The 18,789-nt window shown below is 68.4% G+C and carries 18 protein-coding genes; 3 read left to right on the plus strand and 15 right to left on the minus strand.

The features are described from left to right. Nucleotides 1–22: 22 nt before the first annotated feature. From AB0P21_RS01950 to AB0P21_RS01975, 6 genes are read right to left on the minus strand one after another with little or no spacing between them, the layout of a single operon-like run. Entirely contained in the window at nt 23–886 is an 864-nt protein-coding gene (locus AB0P21_RS01950) for a sugar phosphate isomerase/epimerase family protein (protein ID WP_363693052.1), read from the minus strand. After that, nucleotides 883–2,148 (minus strand): enolase C-terminal domain-like protein, encoded by a 1,266-nt coding sequence (locus AB0P21_RS01955; protein WP_363693053.1) that lies wholly within the window; start codon nt 2,146–2,148, stop codon nt 883–885. The genes AB0P21_RS01950 and AB0P21_RS01955 overlap by 4 nt, the downstream gene beginning before the upstream one ends. Next, complete coding sequence (locus tag AB0P21_RS01960; protein ID WP_363693054.1) at nt 2,149–3,027, minus strand: NAD(P)-dependent oxidoreductase; 879 nt, start codon at nt 3,025–3,027, stop codon at nt 2,149–2,151. After that, on the minus strand, nt 3,024–3,914 hold the full coding sequence (locus AB0P21_RS01965; RefSeq protein ID WP_363693056.1) for a carbohydrate ABC transporter permease: 891 nt from the start codon (nt 3,912–3,914) through the stop codon (nt 3,024–3,026). The genes AB0P21_RS01960 and AB0P21_RS01965 overlap by 4 nt, the downstream gene beginning before the upstream one ends. Next, nucleotides 3,911–4,828, minus strand: a complete 918-nt coding sequence (locus AB0P21_RS01970; RefSeq protein ID WP_363693057.1) for a sugar ABC transporter permease — start codon at nt 4,826–4,828, stop codon at nt 3,911–3,913. The genes AB0P21_RS01965 and AB0P21_RS01970 overlap by 4 nt, the downstream gene beginning before the upstream one ends. A 22-nt stretch (nt 4,829–4,850) precedes the next feature. Beyond that, nucleotides 4,851–6,233, minus strand: a complete 1,383-nt coding sequence (locus AB0P21_RS01975) for an extracellular solute-binding protein (RefSeq protein WP_363693058.1) — start codon at nt 6,231–6,233, stop codon at nt 4,851–4,853. Between the two features lie 150 nt (nt 6,234–6,383). Between AB0P21_RS01975 and AB0P21_RS01980 the strand changes: the two genes are divergently transcribed. After that, on the plus strand, nt 6,384–6,857 hold the full coding sequence (locus tag AB0P21_RS01980) for a GNAT family N-acetyltransferase (RefSeq protein WP_363693059.1): 474 nt from the start codon (nt 6,384–6,386) through the stop codon (nt 6,855–6,857). A 14-nt stretch (nt 6,858–6,871) separates the two neighbouring features. Here AB0P21_RS01980 and AB0P21_RS01985 read toward each other — a convergent pair whose 3' ends face one another. The 3 genes from AB0P21_RS01985 to AB0P21_RS01995 all read right to left on the minus strand — a co-directional run bounded on the left by AB0P21_RS01985 (nt 6,872) and on the right by AB0P21_RS01995 (nt 9,544). Then, nucleotides 6,872–7,954, minus strand: a complete 1,083-nt coding sequence (locus AB0P21_RS01985; RefSeq protein WP_363693061.1) for a DUF4185 domain-containing protein — start codon at nt 7,952–7,954, stop codon at nt 6,872–6,874. Nucleotides 7,955–8,054: 100 nt separating this feature from the next. Beyond that, nucleotides 8,055–8,897 carry a sulfurtransferase gene (locus tag AB0P21_RS01990; protein ID WP_363693062.1) on the minus strand — a complete coding sequence of 281 codons (843 nt, stop codon included), beginning with the start codon at nt 8,895–8,897 and terminating at the stop codon, nt 8,055–8,057. After that, entirely contained in the window at nt 8,894–9,544 is a 651-nt protein-coding gene (locus AB0P21_RS01995; RefSeq protein ID WP_363693064.1) for a thymidine kinase, read from the minus strand. Before AB0P21_RS01995 ends, AB0P21_RS01990 begins: the two co-directional genes overlap by 4 nt. A gap of 117 nt (nt 9,545–9,661) precedes the next feature. On the opposite strand from AB0P21_RS01995, the gene AB0P21_RS02000 reads away from it, so the two are divergent. Continuing rightward, complete coding sequence (locus tag AB0P21_RS02000; RefSeq protein ID WP_363693066.1) at nt 9,662–11,281, plus strand: S8 family serine peptidase; 1,620 nt, start codon at nt 9,662–9,664, stop codon at nt 11,279–11,281. Here AB0P21_RS02000 and AB0P21_RS02005 read toward each other — a convergent pair. From AB0P21_RS02005 to AB0P21_RS02025, 5 genes are all read right to left on the minus strand, one after another. Beyond that, nucleotides 11,278–12,402 carry a nucleotide pyrophosphatase/phosphodiesterase family protein gene (locus tag AB0P21_RS02005; RefSeq protein WP_363693067.1) on the minus strand — a complete coding sequence of 375 codons (1,125 nt, stop codon included), beginning with the start codon at nt 12,400–12,402 and terminating at the stop codon, nt 11,278–11,280. The genes AB0P21_RS02000 and AB0P21_RS02005 overlap by 4 nt on opposite strands. A gap of 4 nt (nt 12,403–12,406) precedes the next feature. Beyond that, nucleotides 12,407–13,033, minus strand: a complete 627-nt coding sequence (locus tag AB0P21_RS02010) for a DUF5998 family protein (protein ID WP_363693068.1) — start codon at nt 13,031–13,033, stop codon at nt 12,407–12,409. 77 nt (nt 13,034–13,110) lie between these two features. Then, the gene (locus AB0P21_RS02015) at nt 13,111–15,018 is read right to left on the minus strand and encodes an FtsX-like permease family protein (RefSeq protein ID WP_363693069.1); all 1,908 of its coding nucleotides are present in this window, start codon (nt 15,016–15,018) and stop codon (nt 13,111–13,113) included. Then, entirely contained in the window at nt 15,015–16,043 is a 1,029-nt protein-coding gene (locus AB0P21_RS02020; RefSeq protein ID WP_363693070.1) for an ATP-binding cassette domain-containing protein, read from the minus strand. Before AB0P21_RS02020 ends, AB0P21_RS02015 begins: the two co-directional genes overlap by 4 nt. Nucleotides 16,044–16,159: 116 nt before the next feature. Then, nucleotides 16,160–17,203, minus strand: coding sequence for a P1 family peptidase (locus AB0P21_RS02025; RefSeq protein ID WP_363693071.1), 1,044 nt, complete (start codon nt 17,201–17,203; stop codon nt 16,160–16,162). 57 nt (nt 17,204–17,260) lie between these two features. On the opposite strand from AB0P21_RS02025, the gene AB0P21_RS02030 reads away from it, so the two are divergent. Next, complete coding sequence (locus tag AB0P21_RS02030) at nt 17,261–17,773, plus strand: DUF2087 domain-containing protein (protein WP_363693072.1); 513 nt, start codon at nt 17,261–17,263, stop codon at nt 17,771–17,773. Between the two features lie 47 nt (nt 17,774–17,820). Here AB0P21_RS02030 and AB0P21_RS02035 read toward each other — a convergent pair whose 3' ends face one another. Further along, complete coding sequence (locus AB0P21_RS02035) at nt 17,821–18,783, minus strand: phosphotransferase (RefSeq protein ID WP_363693073.1); 963 nt, start codon at nt 18,781–18,783, stop codon at nt 17,821–17,823. Nucleotides 18,784–18,789 lie beyond the last annotated feature (6 nt).

Raw genomic sequence — 18,789 nt, forward strand, 5'->3', positions numbered from 1 at the left:
TCATGAAAAGAACCCCGAGAAGTTAGCCGAGATCGTACCCCGCAGCGTGTGCGAGCCCGCTGAGGTATTCGAGATTCGCCGCGGTTCTTTCGGCCAGTGGTTGCGCGGTGGAGAAATCCTCCACCGTCACCCAGCCCGCATAGCCGACCGCAGCGAGTGCTTTGAAGAATTCCGGCAGGTGCGCCCGGCCTTCGCGCAACGGCACCCATTTCGGCGCCCACCGCAAGGTGCCGTCGTTTTCCACCGCGGCCAGGTGAAACGCGACGTTCTTGACGTGCACATGGGCCAGGTACTCGCCGAGCAGGTCGAGCGCGTGCGCCGGTTCCTCCCAGCCCTCGATCACCGTGTTGCCGATGTCGTGCAGGACCCCGACGTACCGCGGATCGAGCCCCTCGACCAATCGCCGGGCCGCCGACGCGCTCGGCGTCAGGCTCTCGTGATGCAACTCCAGCAACGCCCGTACGCCGTACCGCCGGGCGCAGTCCGCGAGCCACTCCCAATCACCCCGGTACGCCGCGAACGCCTCCCGGTAGCTCTGCCCCTTCTCCACGTTCACCCCGAGGAAGCGAACCTGACCGGCCCCCAGCACGGCGGCCGCCGACAGCATCCGTTCGGCATCCTCACGGTGTCGCGGCGTCACATAGGCACCGAGCGCCGGCAGCTCCAACCCGGCCTCCAGAGTGACCGCGCGGATCTCGTCGAGTCGTGACTCCAGCCCGGTGAGCGGCCAGGTCGCCCGATTGCCGGCCCAGAACGTCGGCTGCGCCGAAGCCACCGGGTCGGTGATCCGCCACTCGACGCCGTGCCACCCCTGCGAGGCCAGGATCTTGGCGGCCTCCGCGGGAGTCCAGTCCGGCGTCGAGTCGGTGAACACCGCGAATTTCACGGTGCCTCCAACGCCCCGTCGATCCGCCGTACGCCGGCCGCCCACTCGTCGTGGCCCGCCAACTCGGCGGGGTACCGCGCGGCCGCCGCCAGGTCGATGTCGATCCCCCAGCCCGGCTTGTCGTTGGGGGTAAGCCAACCGTCGACGATCCGCAGCGTGCCCGGGAAGACCTCATGAGTGGCGTCGTTGTAGATGTGACCTTCCTGGATGCCGAAGGCGACCGAGCTGACATCGAGCGCCACGTTGGCAGCAGCACCGATTGGCGAGGTGTCCCCCGGCCCGTGCCACGCCGTCTTCACGCCGCACAACTCCGCAAGATCAGCGACCTTGCGGGCCGCGGTGAGGCCGCCGATGTCGGAGATGTGCGACCTGATGAAGTCGACGCCGCCGTCGCGGACCAGCCGGACAGCATCGACCAGCGAGGTGGTCAGCTCGCCAACGGCCAGCGGCACGGGTGATGCAGCCCGGACCTCCGGCAGCCGGTCCCAGAGTTCCGGCGCCAGGACGTCCTCCAGGAAGAACAGGCGATAGGGCTCGAGTGAGCGTGCCAGCAGGACGGCTTCCTTGGGAGTGAGCCGCGAGTGCACGTCGTGCAGCAACTCGATGTTGTCCGGCAGCGACTGCCGGGCAGCGGCGAACAGGTCGGGCGTAGTACGGAGGTAGTCGCGGGCACTCCACCCATTCCGGTACGGCGCCTCCGGGTACAGCGTCGACAGTTGGGGAGCGCCGTACCCGCCACCCCCGGGAGTCGAGACCTGCAGACGGATGTGTCGCCAGCCCTGCGCCACGAACTCTTTTGCCTGATCGATGGTGTCCTCGATGGTGATGCCGCCAGCGTGGATATACGTGTCGGCCGCCGCCCGGACCTTGCCGCCGAGCAACTCGTAGATCGGCATCCCGGCCCGCTTGCCGGCGATGTCCCACAGCGCCTGATCGATCCCCGAGATCGCGTTGTTGGTGACCGGGCCACCACGCCAGTAGCCGGAGAACCCGGCCAGCCGGACCAGGTCGCCGATGTCACCGGGGTACCGGCCGATCAGCAGCCGGGCCAGGTGCTCGTCGACGAACGTCTGCACCGCCTTCCAGCGCTGGGTGAAGGTCGCGCAGCCGAGCCCGTACAGCCCCGGCTCGGTGGTGTCGATCTTCACCACCACCAACGGAATGCCCTGCGGCGCGGTCACGATCGTCTTGACCGAGCTGATCCGGAGGTCGTCGCGGACCGGCCAGGGCTGGGCGAAGGTGGCGGGGGTCTCCTGCGGCATTCAGGTCTCCAAATGATTCGTCGGGAGGTCCAGCTCATGACGGGCACTGAAGCCGAGCACGGTCCGCGCCGCGGTCAGGTCGATCGGCACCTCCCGCCCGGTGAAGCGCCGCAGCCGCGGCACCCCCGGCGCGAAGGCGTCGAGCAGCGCCTCGGTCTCGTACGGCGCATTGGTGCTGCCGGCCGCGACGAAGAACGTCTGCGCCCCGGACAAGGTTGCCGTCAGCCCCAGTTCGATCGCGTACGCCGCATCGCGGGTGTCCAGATACGCCCACCCCTCCCGTACGCCGCCCGCCGGCTTCTCGCCGTAGCCCTCGGCCTGGCGCTGCAGGATCTCGGCGGTGTTCACATGCGGGAACCGGAAGGCCACCACGTCGATCCCCCAGCGCCGCCACGCCATCCGGCAGGTGTTCTCGTCGTTCTGCTTCGACAGCGAGTACCAGTCAGCGACGTCGCTGGGGATCTTCTCGTCCAGCGGGTAGTACGCCGGCCGGATGTCGTCGGGGTTGAACGGAACCCCGAACGCGTTGATGCTGCTCGCGACCACGGCCCGCTCGACGCCCAGCGCACCGGCCTGGGCGAGCACGTTGAAGGTCGACACGACGTTGATGGTGTAGACGTCGTACGGCGTACCGGCCCCGGGGTGAGCCAGGGCGGCCAGGTGGACGACCGCGTCGGCGCCTTCCAGCGCTGTCGCCACGTCCTGCTCCGACCTGGTGTCGCCGACGACGATCCGATCCGCCTTCAGCTCGTCGTCCTGGACGTTCGTGAACGCGGTGACCAGCGCGCCGAGCTCGGTCAGGTGCCGCGTGGTGACCGAGCCGATCCGCCCCGCCGCTCCCGTGACCAGAACCCGGCGCCCACTCAGTGATGACGTCATTCCTTGATGCCTCCCGACATTCCGACCCCGCGCAGGAACTGCTTCTGGAAGATCAAGAAGAGCACTACGGGGATCAGGACCGCCAGGAACAACGCACTCATCTGCAGGGAGATCTCAGTCGTCTCGGCGACTCGGGGCAGCGCGACCGAGATCGGCTGCATGGCTGGGTCGGGCAGTACGAGCAGCGGCCACAGGTAGTCCTTCCAGGAGCCGATGACCGTGAGCAGCGCGACCACGCCGAGGATCGGCTTGGACAGCGGCAGGATCAGCGAGGTGAACAGCCGCAGGTTGCTCGCGCCGTCGATCCGCGCCGCCTCGATCAGCTCCCGCGGGATCGCGTCGAAGTACCGCTTCATCACCAGGATGTTGAACGCGCCCGCCGCCTGCGGCAGCCAGACCGCCCAGAAGGTGTTCTGCAGGTTCACCCCGAGCACGGGCATCTTGAGGATGGTCAGGTAGAGCGGGACCAGCGAGATGACACCGGGCAGGAACAGCGTGGCCAGCACCGCGCCGGTGATGATCGGGCCCCACTTGGGGCGGAGCACGCTCAGCACGAACGCGCCCGTCGTACAGACGAACAGGGTGGACAGCAGCGAGCCGATCGCGATGATCGCGGTGTTGCCGAGGTACGAGCCGATCTGCACCCGCGTCCACGCGTCCGGCATGTTGTGCCACTGGATCCCGCTCGGCCACAGACTCATCGGCCCCTGCAGGATGTCCTGGCTGATCGACAGACCCGACTTCAGCAGCCACAACAGCGGGCCGACCCCGGCCACTAGGACGCCGATGAACAGCAGCACCTGGATCGCCGGCAGCCCGTACTGGATCAGTGGCCGTTTGCGGTCGGCCGTGGAGATGATGCCGCGCTCCTGCACGTCGGTGCTCATGTCGTACTCCAGCGCTTCGTCATGAAGTGGTAGCCGACCGACAGCACGCACAGCACCAGCGCGAGCAGCACGCTGAGCGCGGTGGCGGCGCCGAAGTCGCCGTTGATGAACGCGTACCGGTAGATCAGCAGCAGCACGGTGGTGGTCGCGTTGTCCGGACCGCCGCCGGTGAACAGGAACGGTTCGGTGAAGACCTGGAACGTCCCGATCAGCTGCAGCAGCATCATGATCAGGATGATTCCGCGGATCTGCGGCAGCGTGACGTGCCAGACCCGCCGCCAGATCCCCGCGCCATCGAGCTCGGCCGCCTCGTACAGCTCGGTCCGTACTCCGGTGAGCGCGGCCAGGTAGATGATCGAGGTGGCCCCGGCGCCGGCCCAGGTCGCCTCGATCACGATGGCCGGCATCGCCAGATTCGGCGAGTTCAGCCAGGCGAACGGGCCGGCCCCGAACCAGCCGAGGATCGCGTTGAAGACACCGGACTCACCGGGGTCGTAGAAGAACTTCCACAACAAGATGGCCGCCACCGGCGGGACGACCGCCGGCAGGTAGGACAGCACGTTGTAGAGCCAGCCCGTCTTGCGCAGCTCGCTGATGAACACCGCCAGGAACAGCGGCACCGGGAAGCCGAAGATCAGCGCGAGCAGCGCGAAGTACAGGGTGTTGAGGGTGGCCTGCGGCAGTTGCGGGTCGGTCAGCACGTAGCTGAAGTTGGCCATCCCGACCCACTCCGGCGTCGTGACCAGGTTGTTCTTCTGGAACGACAGCACCAGGCCGCGGACGATCGGGCCCCAGGAGAAGTACAGGAAGATCAGTACCAGGGGCAGGATGAACAGGACGCTGCTCAGTCCGCCGGAGCGCCACCAGGTGATCGGACTCCGGCCGGAGCGAGCCGCTGGGCGTGCCGTGGACACGCGGGTCAGGACGGCCATCGGACTACCGGGCCAGGCGGGCGTCGATCTTCGAAGCGGCGTCGGCGAGTAACTTGTCGATGTCCGCGTCCTTCTTGGTCAGCACCTGCTGGACCACCGGGTCGAGCAGCGCGTAGACCTCCTGGCCCTTCTTCACCGGCTCGGGCAGCAGCTTCAGCGACGTGGTCGACTCGACGTAGCCCTTGAACTGCTCGACCGGAACGTTGTTGTAGGGCTCACGCCACTTGTTGTACTGGTCGTAGGTCTGCTGGCTCAGCGGCGTCACGCCCGGCCGGCCGACGAAACCCTTGTCGGCGATGGTGTCCTTGGCGTTCTGCACCGCGAGCGTCTCCGAGGTGTACTTGTCGAACTCCTGCGACTTGATCCACTTCAGCGCGGCGACGATCTCGTTCTTCGACGACTTGGGGTTGATCATCTTGATCGAGCCACCGGTCAGGGTGCCGTGCGGGCCGCCGTCCTGCGGCAGCGCGCCCTCGCCGAAGTCGGCCGGCTTCATGCCGAAGTTCTTGACGGCCATGTCGTAGGCGTCCGGAGCCTGCATGATCATCCCGATCTTCCCGGCCGCGAAGTCCTGCCGGGCCTCCTCCTGGTTGTAGAGGAAGTTGGTGCCCATCGTGTTGTCGGTCCAGCGCATGTCCTTCAGCAGCTGCAGCGCCTTCTTGGCGGGCGCGTCGTCGAAGGTGCTCTTCTTGCCGTCGGGGCTCTGCACCGAGCCGCCCATGCTGTAGGTCATCGTCGTGAGCATCCAGCCGCCGGTGTTGTCCTTGGTCAGCTGGGCGTAGCCGGCCTTCCCGGTCTTCTCGGTGATCTGCTTGGCGAACTGGCGGACCTCTTCCCAGCTCGTCGGCGGCTTGTCCGGGTCGAGCCCGGCCTGCTTGAACAGCGCCCGGTTGTAGGCCAGCCCGACCGAGAACGCCTCGAACGGCACCCCGTAGATCCGGCCCTTGTCGTCCTGGACCATCTTCAGCGTCTCGGGGTTGAGGTCCTTGGTCATGTCGACCAGCTTCAGCTCGTCGGTGATGTCCGGCAGCTGCTTGTTCGGGATCATGTTCAGCGGTTCGGTGAAGCTGATACTCATCACGGTCGGGAGCGAGCCACCTGCCACCTGAGCCTGGAAGGTCTGCGCGTCCCACGCGGTCTCACTCGACTTGACGGTGATGTTCGGGTTGTCGGTCATGAACTTCTTGACGTTGCGCTCGAACGCGGCGACGTCGGCCGGCTTGTCCGGCTTGGGCTTGTTGCCCACCGTGATGGTGACCGGCGCCTTCTCGTCGATCGCGCCGGCCGCGGTGTCGGCCGCCGGGGTGCTGCCGTCCGCGCAGGCTGCCGTCGCCAGCAGCAAGGCCGCCGAGGTCAGGGTCGCGGCAAGCCGTGCCGTTCTCGTCATCGGAACTCCTCAGATGTCCGGGAACACCCCGCTCACCGGGCGGTTCAGGGGTGTGGTCTGGGCCACAACAGCCCAATTTCGAGTAAGTTAAACCATGCGTGTTACTTTATCAATGCCGAGTTGCTCCCGGCCCGCGAGAAGATGTCGCCCGTGACGATTCGAGCAGCCACAGCCGCCGACCGAGGCTTCCTCGAGGAGATGTTGCTGGAGGCCTACAACTGGGACGGGCACCCCCGCTTCACCGCCGAACAGCTCGCCGCCGAGGACCACGCCTGGCGATACGTCGACGGTTGGATGCGCCCCGGCGACTTCGGTGTCGTCGCCATCGACGAGGCCGGCCTGCCGATCGGCGCCGCGTGGGCGCGACTGATGACCGCGGATCGGCCGGGGTACGGGTACGTGGCCGACGACGTGCCGGAGCTGAGTATCGGCGTCTCCCCGGGGCAGCGGGGTCGCGGCGTGGGGCGCGCTCTGCTCGAGGCGCTGCTCGAGGCAGCAGCGCCGTACGGGCGGTTGAGTCTGAGCGTTGAGCCGGAGAACCGTGCGGCGAAGCTCTACCGGTCGCTCGGTTTCCAGAAGGTCGGCCGCAGTGGCGGCTCCGACACCATGCCGTTTCGTCGCTAGTCGAAATGCTTCGACTAGCCGAAGTTGCGGACGCGGAACTGCATGACGCGGTAGGGCCAGCCCGCGCTGGTGTTCCACTGGCTGACCGAGAGGTGCATGTCCGACAGCGTGGAGCCGGGGATGATGTAGCCGCCGTAGAGCTGCGCGACGTGGTTGCCGTCCTCGGAGCCCCAGGCGCCGCCGTAGATCAACGGCTGCCGGTACGCCGTGTAGAGGTTCGACGTCGGCGTGTCCATGATCATCCCGTCGATCCGGTAGTCGCCGGCGTTGAACCAGGTCAGCACCCACTTGCCACCGAGCGGGCGCAGACTCATCTCACCGAAGCTGCCGGTCAGGATCGGCGTCGGCGGATTACCCCAGGCCCAGACGCCGTCGCGGAAGCCCCACGGCTGGTACGCCGCCGGATTCGCGATCTGGTCGCTGCGCACCCGCTTCAGAATGATCGGCTTGTTCCGCTGGAAGCCAGTGGAGTAGACGTAGACATAGCCGTCGCTGCCCAACCCCCAGGTGAGTAGCTGGAACAGGCCCCCATCCAGGTTTCCGGCGAACTTCGCGCCGGTGTGATACCAGCTCGCGCCGGAGTTGTCCGACCGCCAGATCTCGGTCCAGACGACATTGCCCAGGCCCTTGTTGACCATCGCGTGCAGATACATCGAGCCGCCGACGGTGATCACGTCCGACGGCAGCACGGTCGAGAAGGTCGGGTTGTCGTGCGGGTAGTCCCACAGCTGCTGCGCCGCCGCTCCCCCGACCGCGCCGGACCACTTCACGCCGCCGGCCAGATTGGTCGTCGTCGACCACAGCGCCACCGGCGATCGCCACCAGCCACCGCCGACGCTCGCGTTCTCGAACGTGTCGCCGAACATGAACAGCATCCGCCCGTCCGGCGTCCGCACCGGGATCCCCAGGTCGGTCGCCTGCATCCGGTACTGGTTCGTCAGCCCCGGTCCGGTCAGGTCCGCAATTTTGCTGGTCGACACAGCCTGTACGCCGTTGCGCCCGGCCGCGGCGATCCCGGGCCCGGCCATCAGTACGCCGGCACCGGCCGCCGCGGCTTTGAGAAACGTGGATCGCTTGATCGTCGGCTCGGGCGTCATCGGGTCTCCTCGGGGCGATGAGAAATCGATTTCCCCAGCAGAGTGACGCGCGCCGGCCCGGTAAGTCAAGAACTTACCGGGCCCCGATGTCGAAGGTTGTTTATTGGCGACCGGTCGCGATCGGGCGATCCGGGTCGGTGATCCACTCGGACCAGGAGCCGACGTAGACCGCTGCCTCGATGCCGGCGACCTGCAGAGCGAGGGCTTCGTGGGCGGCCGTGACGCCGGAGCCGCAGTACGCGCCGACCGGGGTCGAGCCGTCGGCACCGAGGGCGGTGAAGCGGGCGCGGAGGTCGTCGGCGGAGAGGAAGTGACCGTCCGCGGAGACGTTGGCGGCGGTCGGGGCATTCACCGCGCCGGGGATGTGGCCGGCGATCTTGTCCAGCGGCTCGACCTCACCGGCAAAGCGTTCCGGCGCGCGGGCATCGAGCAGTACGCCGGTCGACGCGAGCTCGGCGGCACTGTCAGCGTCGAGCAGCGGGACCTGTCCGGCCGTCGCGACGAAGCTGCTCTTGCCGTCCTCAGGCACGTCGGTGGTCACCTCTCCCCCGGCGGCGCGCCAGGCCGCGAAGCCGCCGTCGAGGACGCGGACGTCGCGCACCCCGAAGTACCGGAGGATCCACCAGGCCCGCGCGGCGGCCATCGAGTTGGCCGCGTCGTAGACGACCACGGCGGAGTCCTCGGTGACTCCCGCGCGGCGCAGCGCCGCCTCGACAGTTGTTGCTGAGGGCAACGGGTGACGGCCGCCCTCACCGGGCGGGCCGGCCAGCTCGGTGTCCAGGTCGACGAAGTGCGCGCCGGGCAGGTGACCGGCGTCGTAGGCGTCCCGGCCGGGTGCGGCCTTCGGGGCGCCGGCCGGCGCCGACAGGTTCCAGGTGACGTCGATCAGGACGGGCCTGTCGGTGGCTGCCAGCAACGAGTCGGCAGAGATCAGCGGGTTCACAACGCTCCTCCGAACGGGAGTACCTCGGGAGACAGGGTGGCACGAGCACGAGCGGCGGTCAGCCGGCGTCGATGGTGGCGACGGCAGAGCACCTCGTAGGCGATGTCGGCGGCGTTGGTGACCATGTCACCGACGACCAGCTGCTCGCCTTCGGTGACCATCTCACCACCGACCGTCCGGGCGTTGTGGGTGGCGCGCTCACCGCACCAGCACAACGCCTCGACCTGCAGCAGCTCCATCCGGTCGGCCAGCTCGACCAGCCGGGCCGACCCGGGAAACAGGGTCGCGCGGAAGTCGGTCAGGATGCCGAAGCAGAAGACGTCGATCTGCAGCTCGTCCACCAGCCGGGCCAGCTGGTCGACCTGTTCGGGCTGGTAGAACTGCGCCTCGTCGGCGACCACGTAGTCGATCCGGCCGCCCTGGGTCAGCTCGTCGACGACGTACTGCCAGAAGTCGAAGTCGGGTTTCACCTCGATCGCGGTGGCCTCCAGGCCGAGCCGCGACGACAGCGTCGACTCGCCCGCCCGGTCGTTGCTGGTGAAGATCTTCCCCAGCCGGCCACGCGCCGCGTGGTTGTGATTCAACTGCAGCGCCAGCGTGGACTTGCCGCAGTCCATGGTCCCGGTGAAGTACAGCAGCTCAGCCACGGGCGATCATCCTGCCAAAGTGGTTGGTGCATCAGGTACGCCGGGGTGCGTCGGCTTTTGTTCTTCGGGTGGTCCGGGGTCTACTTGAGCGTGCGCAAAGCCCTGATTCTGCTCCTCATGCTCTGCTTGACCCTGGTCGCCCCGACGGTTCCGTCGGCGGCCACACCTACCCGGGTCGAGGCAGGCTTGCGGGCGTACTTCGTGATCACGGCTCCCAAGCAGACCACCGCGGTGATGGCCGGGGTGACGGCCAACGCGGGCACCATCTACGCGGCGTACGACGCCATCGGGGTGCTGGTCGTGCATTCGTCGAACGCCGGTTTCGCCGGCGCGATGCGGACCGTGCCCGGGGTGCAGAAGGTCGGCGCGACCCGGACCTCCGACGTACCGGCCGCGGCGGCCAACCCGCCGATCCCGGCCGCTTCGGTCGAGATCCCGGACAGCTCGCCCGAGACCGTGCGGCCGGACATGACCGCGATCGGCGCGGACAAGGCCTGGGCGGTCAACCCGGGGTCGAAGGCGATCACCGTCGGCGTGCTGGACACCGGCGTCGACGACCTGCACCAGGACCTGAAGGCGAACTTCGACGCCTCGAAGTCCGCGTCCTGTGCCTACGGCAAGGCCGACACCCGGCCCGGCGCCTGGCGGCCGGTCGCCTCGCACGGCACCCACGTCGCCGGCACGATCGCCGCGGCGAAGGACGGCAAGGGCATGATCGGCGTCGCCCCTGGCGTGAAGGTCTCGTCGATCCGGGTGGCCGAGCCGGAAGGCCAGCAACTGTTCTTCGCCGAGAACACCGTCTGCGCGTTCGTCTTCGCCGCCGACAAGGGCGTCTCGGTCACCAACAACAGCTACTACGTCGACCCCTGGCTGTTCCTGTGCCCGACCGACCCCGACCAGGACGCCATCCAGGAGGCGGTCAAGCGCTCGGTCGCCTACGCCGACTCCAAGGGCGTGGTGAACGTCGCTGCCGCCGGCAACGAGAACTACGACCTGGCCGCCAAGGCCAGCGACCCGTCGAGCCCGAACGACTCCAAGCCCGCCACCCGCGCGGTCACCAACGCGTGCCTCAGCCTGCCGACCGAGCTGCCGAACGTGGTCGTCGTCTCGGCCCTCAGCCCGGAGGGGGCGAAGGCGAGCTTCTCGAACTTCGGCGAAGGCAAGATCAGCATCGCGGCTCCTGGCCAGGACGTGTACTCGACCGTTCCGGGCGGTGGCTACCAGTCCCTGGACGGTACGTCGATGGCGTCACCGCATGTCGCTGGTGTGGTCGCGCTGATTCGCAGTACGAATCCGAAGCTGAACCCGGAGCAGGTCCGGGCCAGGCTGGCCGCGCAGGCCAACGACCTGCCGTGCCCTCCGAGCGGGGCGGCGACCTGCAAGGGGACGGACGCGCTCAACTCGTTCTACGGCGAAGGCGTCACCGATGCGGCTGAGGCAGTCGGCGCGGCCGCCAAAGCACCGACCTCGGGCGTGAGCATCACCAAGCCGGCCGAGCAGTTAGGCTTCGGAGGAGCACCTGCGATCCCGCTGCTGCTCAAGGGTCTGAGCAGCAAGGGCGAGATCAGCTACACCGCGACCGGCCTGCCGCCGGGGCTGAGCATCGACGGTCAGCGCGGCTGGATCACCGGCGTGCTGACCCCGGGCTCCGGCCGCTACAAGGTGACCGTGACGGCTCGGGACGCCGAGGCGAAGACCGCGCAGGCGAGCTTCTTCTGGAACGTGTGGAGCTTCTAGTCCCTTGCGTCGATCAGGAGCGGGATCAGCATCTCGTCCTCGGTGAGCGAACCGTGCAGGCCGATCAGGCCGGCTTCCTGCGGGTAGCGGCGGCCTGCCACCAGGGCGACCGGTCCGAGTGAGGCGACGATGACGTCGCCGAGGCGTGGCGCGACGCGCTCCTCGACGGAACCGAACCAGCCGCGGCCGATCGCCTCGTCCCGGCTCAGCACGAGGGCCTTCTCGCCGACCCGCTCCCGGTACGTCGACAGGACGTCGTCGGTCGCGCCGTCGACGCAGTACAGGTGACGGAAGCGTGACTCGCCGCCGATCAACCGGAGTCCGTCGGTCAGGGCGGGCTCGGCATCGAGGTCGATCCGGTGCTCGGGGGCCACGTCGATCATGCCGTGGTCCGCGACGACCAGCAGTACTGCGTCGCGGGGCAGCGCAGACCTGATCTGCGAGGCGAAAGCGTCAGCCGCAGCGAGCTCCTTGCGCCATTGCCACGATCCACTCCCCTGCCCGTGACCGGTGTAGTCCAGCTGGGAGTCGTAGACGTAGACCAGCGACTTGTCGCCTTCGCGGCTGGCGAACCTGGTCGCGTCGAGCCGGTCCTCGATGGTGTCGGCGCCTCGATGCTTGCTGCCCCGGAACGCCGCCGAGGTCAGCCCGGAGTTGTCGAAGCGCGCCTTGCTGACGTTGCGTACGGCGACGCCGGCCGCGGCGACCCGCTCGAAGACGGTCTGGTGTGGTTGCCAACGGCGCGGATCAACCGGGGCGTCCCACTGCAACGCGTTCAGCAGGGCACCCGTCTCGGGCACGATCGAGGTGTAGCCGACGATGCCGTGCGCGCCCGGCGGGAGGCCGGTGCCGAGGCTGGTCAGGCTCGCGGCCGTTGTCGACGGGACCCCGGCGGTCAGGCTGCGAGCTGCCAGGGATGACAGGTACGGCGCGGTCTCCGCGTTGCGGCGAAGCAGGTTCCAGCCCAGGCCGTCGAGCAGCAGTACGGCGTACCGGGGTGCGGGTGGCAGGTCGAGCAGGTTTTGCTCGCCGGGCACCGAGAGCGCGCCGGCGACCGAAGGCAGCACGTCTGCGAGCGACCCGCCGCCGTAAGCAGGCAGGATGGGCGTCGGGTCGGACACGGCTCTACCTGCTGGTCGTCGCGAACGACAGCGCCGCGGCGAAGTCGAGCACCTGCTGGATCCCGGCCGGGCCGTCGGCCGCCGCGGAGATCCGCAGCGAGATGTCATCGGCGGCGACGGAACCGGTGTAGCCGTGGTCGGCCTCGCAGTTCGGGTCGGCGCAGACTGCGGGCTCGAGGTCGATCCGGTTCACCATGCCCCAGCCGATGGTCAGCACGACCTCGCCGCCCGCTGCCGGGTCGGCCTTGCCGCCCGAGGCCTTGGAGGCGTAGCCGGCCGGATTCGGGACCACCCTGTTCACCACCACCGCGTTCACCCGGTTGAGCGGGATCGCCTCGGTGGAGGTGGACGCGTAGGGCGCGCGGATCAGGTCGTCGGCCGCGTGTTCGTCGGTGTGCCCGACGATCAGCCGGCTCGGGGTCAGCGCCAGGATGGTGATGTGGCGCCGCACCTCGTCCCGGTCGAACGTTGGTTCGTGCTGCAGCACAAAGGCCCGGATCGGTTCGCCGGCGATGGCCACGGCGAGCGAGTCCGTCACGACGTCTGGGTAGTAGCCGCACCGGTCGATCGAGTCGCGAAGTTCGGACGAGGCGTCCGCGAGCTCCGGGACCGGCGCATTCAGGTCACGCATGACCTCATCCTTGCATGCGCCGGGCCCGGAGCCCGATTGGTGCCTGTGGATAGCGGCGTGCCAGTTGTTCGCTGGGATCAGCCGACGCTGGCTTTGCGGAGTACGGGTGCGCCTGCTGCTCCCGCGACGGCGACCAGTACGAGGCCGATCACCACCTGCCCGAAGAGCAGCAGGACTCCCGAGCTGCCCTCCGTCAGGATCTCCCCGCCGCTCAGTGCCAGACCGGTCAGCGCTCCGAAACCGACCACCGGAAGCCCCACCCCGACCACCGGTAGGACGGCCGCGAGCCGGGCGGATCGCTCGATCACCTTCAGCGGTACTCCGGAGCGCCGCAGCGCCTTCGCGGGTCCGGCCTGGTCCAGTGCCGTCCCGACCGCACCGGCTGCTGTCGAGGCCGCGCCGGTGACGAAGACGAGTCCGAGCAGCAGTGCCACGCCGAGTCGCAGGTCCTTATACATCCCGGCGTCCTGCCCCTCCCGCTCCGCCTCGGTCAGCGGCACCTTGCCCGGGACGAGGTTGTAGAGAGCGGTGCGGGCCTGCTCGCGATCGTTGCTCGGCACGGAGATGTAAACGACCTGGTCGGAGGTGGTGACCTGGCCCTTCAGCCCGGCCTCGGCGAGCTTCGCCTTCGCGTCCTGGGCCAGGACGACGGTCTGTCCTTGTTTGGCGTAGAACTCGAAGGATGCGTCCTTGGCGTCGCTGCTCATGCCGTAGGGCATGAACAACGCGAGGAAACCGGTGACGAAGCCGCTCAGCACCAGCGCCGCGACCGGGCGGAACGCGGCCTTCGGGTCGTCGGCGAGTCGCCGGCCGGCCAGCAGCGCGACCGGGCCTCTCGCAGTACGGGCCATGAACTTGCCGATCACCTGGACCGCGAACGGACCGACGATGCGGACCGCGAGGGCGGCGAAGCCGATCCCGATCAGGATCGGCAGGATCGCGCCGCCGGTGCCGATGATCGCGAGCATGATCGGGCCGACCACCAGCAGGCCGAGCCGCAGCGCGCTGGTGCCCTTGCGGGTCTGGCCACGGACGACGCCGAGCGGGGTGATGCTGACCCGGCCGAGACCGATCAGCGCGCTGAGCACCGACAACACCGGTACTGCGACCAGGACGATCAGCACGACCCACCAACTGGGCATCAGGTCGTGCACGTACCAGCGGCCGCCGCCGAGTGGGATGCGGGCGATCAGCGGGGTGAGGGCGAGGTAGCCGATCACGCCGACGACCGCGCCGATCACTGCGAGAACTGCTTGTTCGACGGCGCTCAGCCAGAGGACCTGGCTGCGGGTCGAGCCGGCGAGTCGGAGTGCTGCCAGTCGATGCTCACGGCGCTTGGCCGCGACGCCTGCTGCTTGCCCGACCAGGCTGAGCAGCGGGAAGAGCACGAGGGTGATGCCGAAGGCGACCAGGACGAGGAGCGTCGCCATCCGCTCGTCGAGCGACTTGCCGTTCCAGGTCTCGAGGTACTTCGGACGGTCGGCCTCGGCGACACCGGGTGAGTTCTTCTCGACGCCGTGGATGATCACCCAGTCGCTGGCCGAGGACAGGCCTTTGTCGGTGATGACGCCGGTCGGCTTGGCTTGGTTGTAGCGCTTCGCCAGGTCTGCTGACCAGTGCTTCGCGACCTCCGGCGAGACGAAGACCTCACCCGGCTTGGGCGATCTGGCCAGGCCCGGAGGCGGTGGGAGCTTGCTGTCCTTGTCAGGGTTGTTGATGGCGACGTCGTACCGGGTCAGCGGGACGCCGCCGGCCATGTCGTCGATCTCGTTGACCACGCCGACCGCGGTCTGTACGGTGCCGTCGTCGGTGTTGCGCCAGCCGATCCGGTCGGAGCGGTGGGTCAGGCCGAGTGAGCCGGCGATCAGGAACGTGATGAGCAACGCGACGATCGCCGTGGCACCGAGGGCGGCCAGGTTGGCTGCGCGTCCGCCTGGTCCTGGGCGGCGGACGAACCGCAGGCCCAGGTCGGTCATCGGATTCATCGGTCGCTCACCTTGCCGTCGACGATCCGTACTACGCGGTGGCAGCGGGCGGCGACAGCGTCATCGTGGGTGACGACGACAACGGCCGCGCCGCGATGCGTGGCGGCTGCGATCAGCAAGTCGATGACCTGAGCGCCGGTGGCGGCGTCGAGGGCGCCGGTCGGCTCGTCGGCGAAGACCGCCTGCGGCTCACCGACGAGAGCTCTCGCGATGGCGACGCGCTGAGCCTGGCCGCCGGAGAGTTCGCCTGGTCGGCGGCTGACCTCGTTGGCCAGGCCGACCTGCGCGAGCATCGTGCGCGCCCGGCCGATGGCCTCGCGGCGGGAGACCCCGTCGACCATCAGCGGCAGCGCGACGTTCTCGTCGGCCGGGAGTTCGGCGAGCAGTTGGTTGTCCTGAAAGACGAACCCGAGCCGCCGGCGGCGCAGTACGGTCCTTGCTGCGTCGTTCATCTGGTCAACGCGCTCGCCTGCCAGCCAGATCTCGCCCTGGTCGGGGGTGAGGATGCCGGCGAGGACGTGGAGAAGGGTGGTCTTGCCGTTGCCGGAGGGTCCCATCACGGCGAGTGCCTCGCCGGAGCGGACGGAGACGTCGACACCGGCCAGGCCGACTACGTTGCCGTAGAACTTCACCAGTCCGCGGCCGGTGAGCACATCCTGCCCAAGCTGCGGGGCCGGCTGCTGAGCCGGACGCTGGCCGTACTGCGCAGGCTGCCCCCGCCACCGCTGCGTCTCCTGCGCGACCTGCCGGTTGGTTGCAACCTGCGGAGCCGGCAACTGCTGGCCGTGGGCGGGCTGCTCCCCCCGCCACTGCTGCATCTCCTGCGCGACCTGCTGGTTGGTCGCGACCTGCGGAGCCGGCAACTGCTGGCCGCGGTTCGGCTGCGCGGGGTGCTGCGGCACCAACCGCGTGGGCTCGCACTCGGGAAGCTGCTGGGTCTGGTCTTGCGACCCGTCGGGCAACGGCGTCCAGCCGGCCTGGGGCTGGTACTGCGGGTTCGTGGCGTGGGGACCTGGATAGCTCATACCCAGTAGCTTTCCGGGACTCGCCCGCCGCAACGTCGGCCCCAAGACCTGTCTTGAATGCACCTTTCGGCGACCCATCAACCCCAGCACGTAGTACTGGAGTCGTACGCCCGCGCCTACTCCGCCGCGAAAGCCGACGGGTAAGCCTCGCGATAGCTGATGATCTTCCCCGCCGGAGGATCAACAGTCTCAGCCGCCAGCATCGCGCGCACGATCGCCCGCGACAGCGTCCGCGCACCAGCCCCGAAGATCCCCTCCAACCGCAACAACGCCGCCGGATCGGTGACACTCAACCGCTCACCCTTGCCAGTGGACAACGCGAAGATCGAGTCCCCGTCGAGCAACGTGTGAATAGGATCCAGCGCGCGAGCCAACCCATCATGAGCAACCATCGCCATCCGCTTCGCCGCAGCCTTGTCCAGCGAAGCATCAGTGGCGACAACCGCGATCACCGTGTTCATCCCAGGAATCCGCCCAGGCAGCTCCGGCGGCGCCTCAGTCGGCGTACGAAGAAAAGCGAACTCCTCCCCCAACCCATACCGATCGCCATACAGCCGACCCCGCGAGTCAACAGCCGACCCAGCCGCATTGACGATCACCAACGCACCCACCGTCGTACCGTCAGCCAACCGCACACTCGCCGTCCCAACCCCACCCTTCAACCCACCGGCCCGAGCCCCAGCACCCGCCCCATAGTTGCCCTCAGCAACCGCCCCGCCGGTGGCAGCGGCCAACGCCTCCCGCCCCCAGTCAGCATCCGGCCGCGCCTGAAACCCACCCCCACGCCCGAGATCGAAGATCACCGCCGCAGGCACGATCGGTACGACGTCCCGCTCCCCCGCCCCGACCCGGATCCCCTGCCCCTGCTCCTCCAGCGCACGCATCACCCCCGAAGCCGCGTCCAGCCCGAACGCGCTCCCACCGGTCAACACGATGGCGTTGACCCCAGGATTGGAGTTGACCGGATCCAGCAGATCGGTCTCGCGCGTCCCCGGCGCACCTCCGCGAACGTCGACTCCCGCCACCGCACCCTCCGGGACGTGCACGACCGTAGTACCGGTCAGGTACGGCGCATCAGTGCGCTCCACCTGCCCGACCAGAACACCGGAGACATCCGTAATCGCGTTGTGGGGCCCAGGTTGCAGCTGCTCTGCGGTCATGGGACCTGTCTAGCACCACCCCGAAAATCGGTTGCCGCCGACATTACGTTGGAAGACATGAATGCCGATTTGCTCTGCGGATCCCTGGCCGAACCGGCTCGCCTGCGCACGTACTCCGCCATCGTCCTCGGCGCGCGTACTCCGGACCAGATCGCCGCAGCCACCGGCCTGTCCCCCGCCGTCGTCGGCAAGTCAGCCCAACGCCTCCTGAAAACCGGACTCCTCACCGCCTCCGCCGACGGCCTGCACGCCGTCGAGGACGTCTTCAAACAAGCAGCCCGCAGCGCCCGCCCCGAGATCGAGTCCCTCGACCCTGACCCGGCCCGCGACGCCGTCCTCCGCGCCTTCATCCGCGACGGCCGCCTGACCCATTTCCCGACCTTCCCGGCCAAGACCCGGATCGTGCTCGAGTACCTCGTGACGTCCTTCGACCCCGACCGGGACTACCCGGAGCCCGAGGTCAACACCGTCCTCAACGCCTGGCACCCCGACCACGCAGCCCTCCGCCGCCTCCTGGTCGACAACCGCCTACTCACCCGCACCGCTGGCATCTACCGCCGCCTCAGCTGAGGCGGCGCTGGCCTGCAACGGGAAACCAGCGCTCGGTTGGAGTCAAGCTATCGCCGTGCTGCTTCGGCAGCTCGCTGGAGAGTTGCGAGCTCCGGCAGCGAGACCAGCAGCCCGCACACCTGCTCCTCGGCGTACTCGCGATGCTGTTCAGCCAACTCGGTATCGAGGGCCGCCATGCCCTGACCGTGAAGGAAGTTGAGCCAGATCGCGACCCCAGTGGCGAACCCGCCCGGCCCATCGATCTCCGCCGGCCCACCGGCCTTACGGTAGGCGCTGAGAACCCGCCCAAAAGCCTCCGGCCGCTCGATCTCACGCAGCAGCAACGCGCCAAGCTCGCGCTCCGGCGCCAACGGCCCGACGTTGTCCCAATCAACCAACCAGTTGCCTCCCGCAACTGTCGCCCGGAGTACGTTCGAGTTCGCAAGATCTCGATGGCACCACACCTGCTCGCCGGTCGGCATCGCGTTGACCAGCGCAGTGAGCTCCCCCAACCGCGGCCGAAGCTCACGCAGATCCACGGCCCACGCGATCTTCGCCTGATCCGCGGCCTCAATCAGCGCCGCCCAGTCGACATCCACCCGGTGGTACCAGGGCGCGATCTCGACCTCCCCGCCAGGCCAGTCGAGCGTATGGATCACCGCCATCTGGCTCGCCACCCAGCAAGCAACCTCGACATCGTCCCCATCAGGCACCTCACCTTCAGCCCACTCGTACAGCCGCCACCAGCCCTCGCCCCGCCGTACGACGTACTCCCCGTCGACGCCAGCCAACGGCTCAGGACTCCGCACCCCAACCTCCGCACAAGCAGCCCGAAACGCAACCTCCGCCCGAACCGCCGCCAGATCACCGTCGAACCAGAACAACTCCTTGGCCGCGAACACGCCTGCGGTGGTCTTCAACCGCCAGACGGCCCCCATGGCACCCCGCGCCGTAGGCAACATCTCGACCGCCTCGCCCAGCCCGAACGCCGTAGCCAACCACCGCGCGACGTCCGGCTCGCCTGCACCCATCAACTC

The sequence above is a fragment of the Kribbella sp. NPDC056861 genome, assembly GCF_040687575.1.
Classification (GTDB): domain Bacteria; phylum Actinomycetota; class Actinomycetes; order Propionibacteriales; family Kribbellaceae; genus Kribbella.

Bases quoted from the DNA above. Each gene is read 5' to 3' on its own strand.
- AB0P21_RS02015 (WP_363693069.1), bottom strand. From the start codon at position 15,018: ATGAATCCGATGACCGACCTGGGCCTGCGGTTCGTCCGCCGCCCAGGA.
- AB0P21_RS01955 (WP_363693053.1), bottom strand. From the start codon at position 2,148: ATGCCGCAGGAGACCCCCGCCACCTTCGCCCAGCCCTGGCCGGTCCGC.
- AB0P21_RS01960 (WP_363693054.1), bottom strand. From the start codon at position 3,027: ATGACGTCATCACTGAGTGGGCGCCGGGTTCTGGTCACGGGAGCGGCG.
- AB0P21_RS02000 (WP_363693066.1), top strand. From the start codon at position 9,662: ATGCTCTGCTTGACCCTGGTCGCCCCGACGGTTCCGTCGGCGGCCACA.
- AB0P21_RS02035 (WP_363693073.1), bottom strand. From the start codon at position 18,783: ATGGGTGCAGGCGAGCCGGACGTCGCGCGGTGGTTGGCTACGGCGTTC.
- AB0P21_RS01965 (WP_363693056.1), bottom strand. From the start codon at position 3,914: ATGAGCACCGACGTGCAGGAGCGCGGCATCATCTCCACGGCCGACCGC.
- AB0P21_RS01985 (WP_363693061.1), bottom strand. From the start codon at position 7,954: ATGACGCCCGAGCCGACGATCAAGCGATCCACGTTTCTCAAAGCCGCG.
- AB0P21_RS02025 (WP_363693071.1), bottom strand. From the start codon at position 17,203: ATGACCGCAGAGCAGCTGCAACCTGGGCCCCACAACGCGATTACGGAT.
- AB0P21_RS02010 (WP_363693068.1), bottom strand. From the start codon at position 13,033: ATGCGTGACCTGAATGCGCCGGTCCCGGAGCTCGCGGACGCCTCGTCC.
- AB0P21_RS02030 (WP_363693072.1), top strand. From the start codon at position 17,261: ATGAATGCCGATTTGCTCTGCGGATCCCTGGCCGAACCGGCTCGCCTG.
- AB0P21_RS01975 (WP_363693058.1), bottom strand. From the start codon at position 6,233: ATGACGAGAACGGCACGGCTTGCCGCGACCCTGACCTCGGCGGCCTTG.
- AB0P21_RS02020 (WP_363693070.1), bottom strand. From the start codon at position 16,043: ATGAGCTATCCAGGTCCCCACGCCACGAACCCGCAGTACCAGCCCCAG.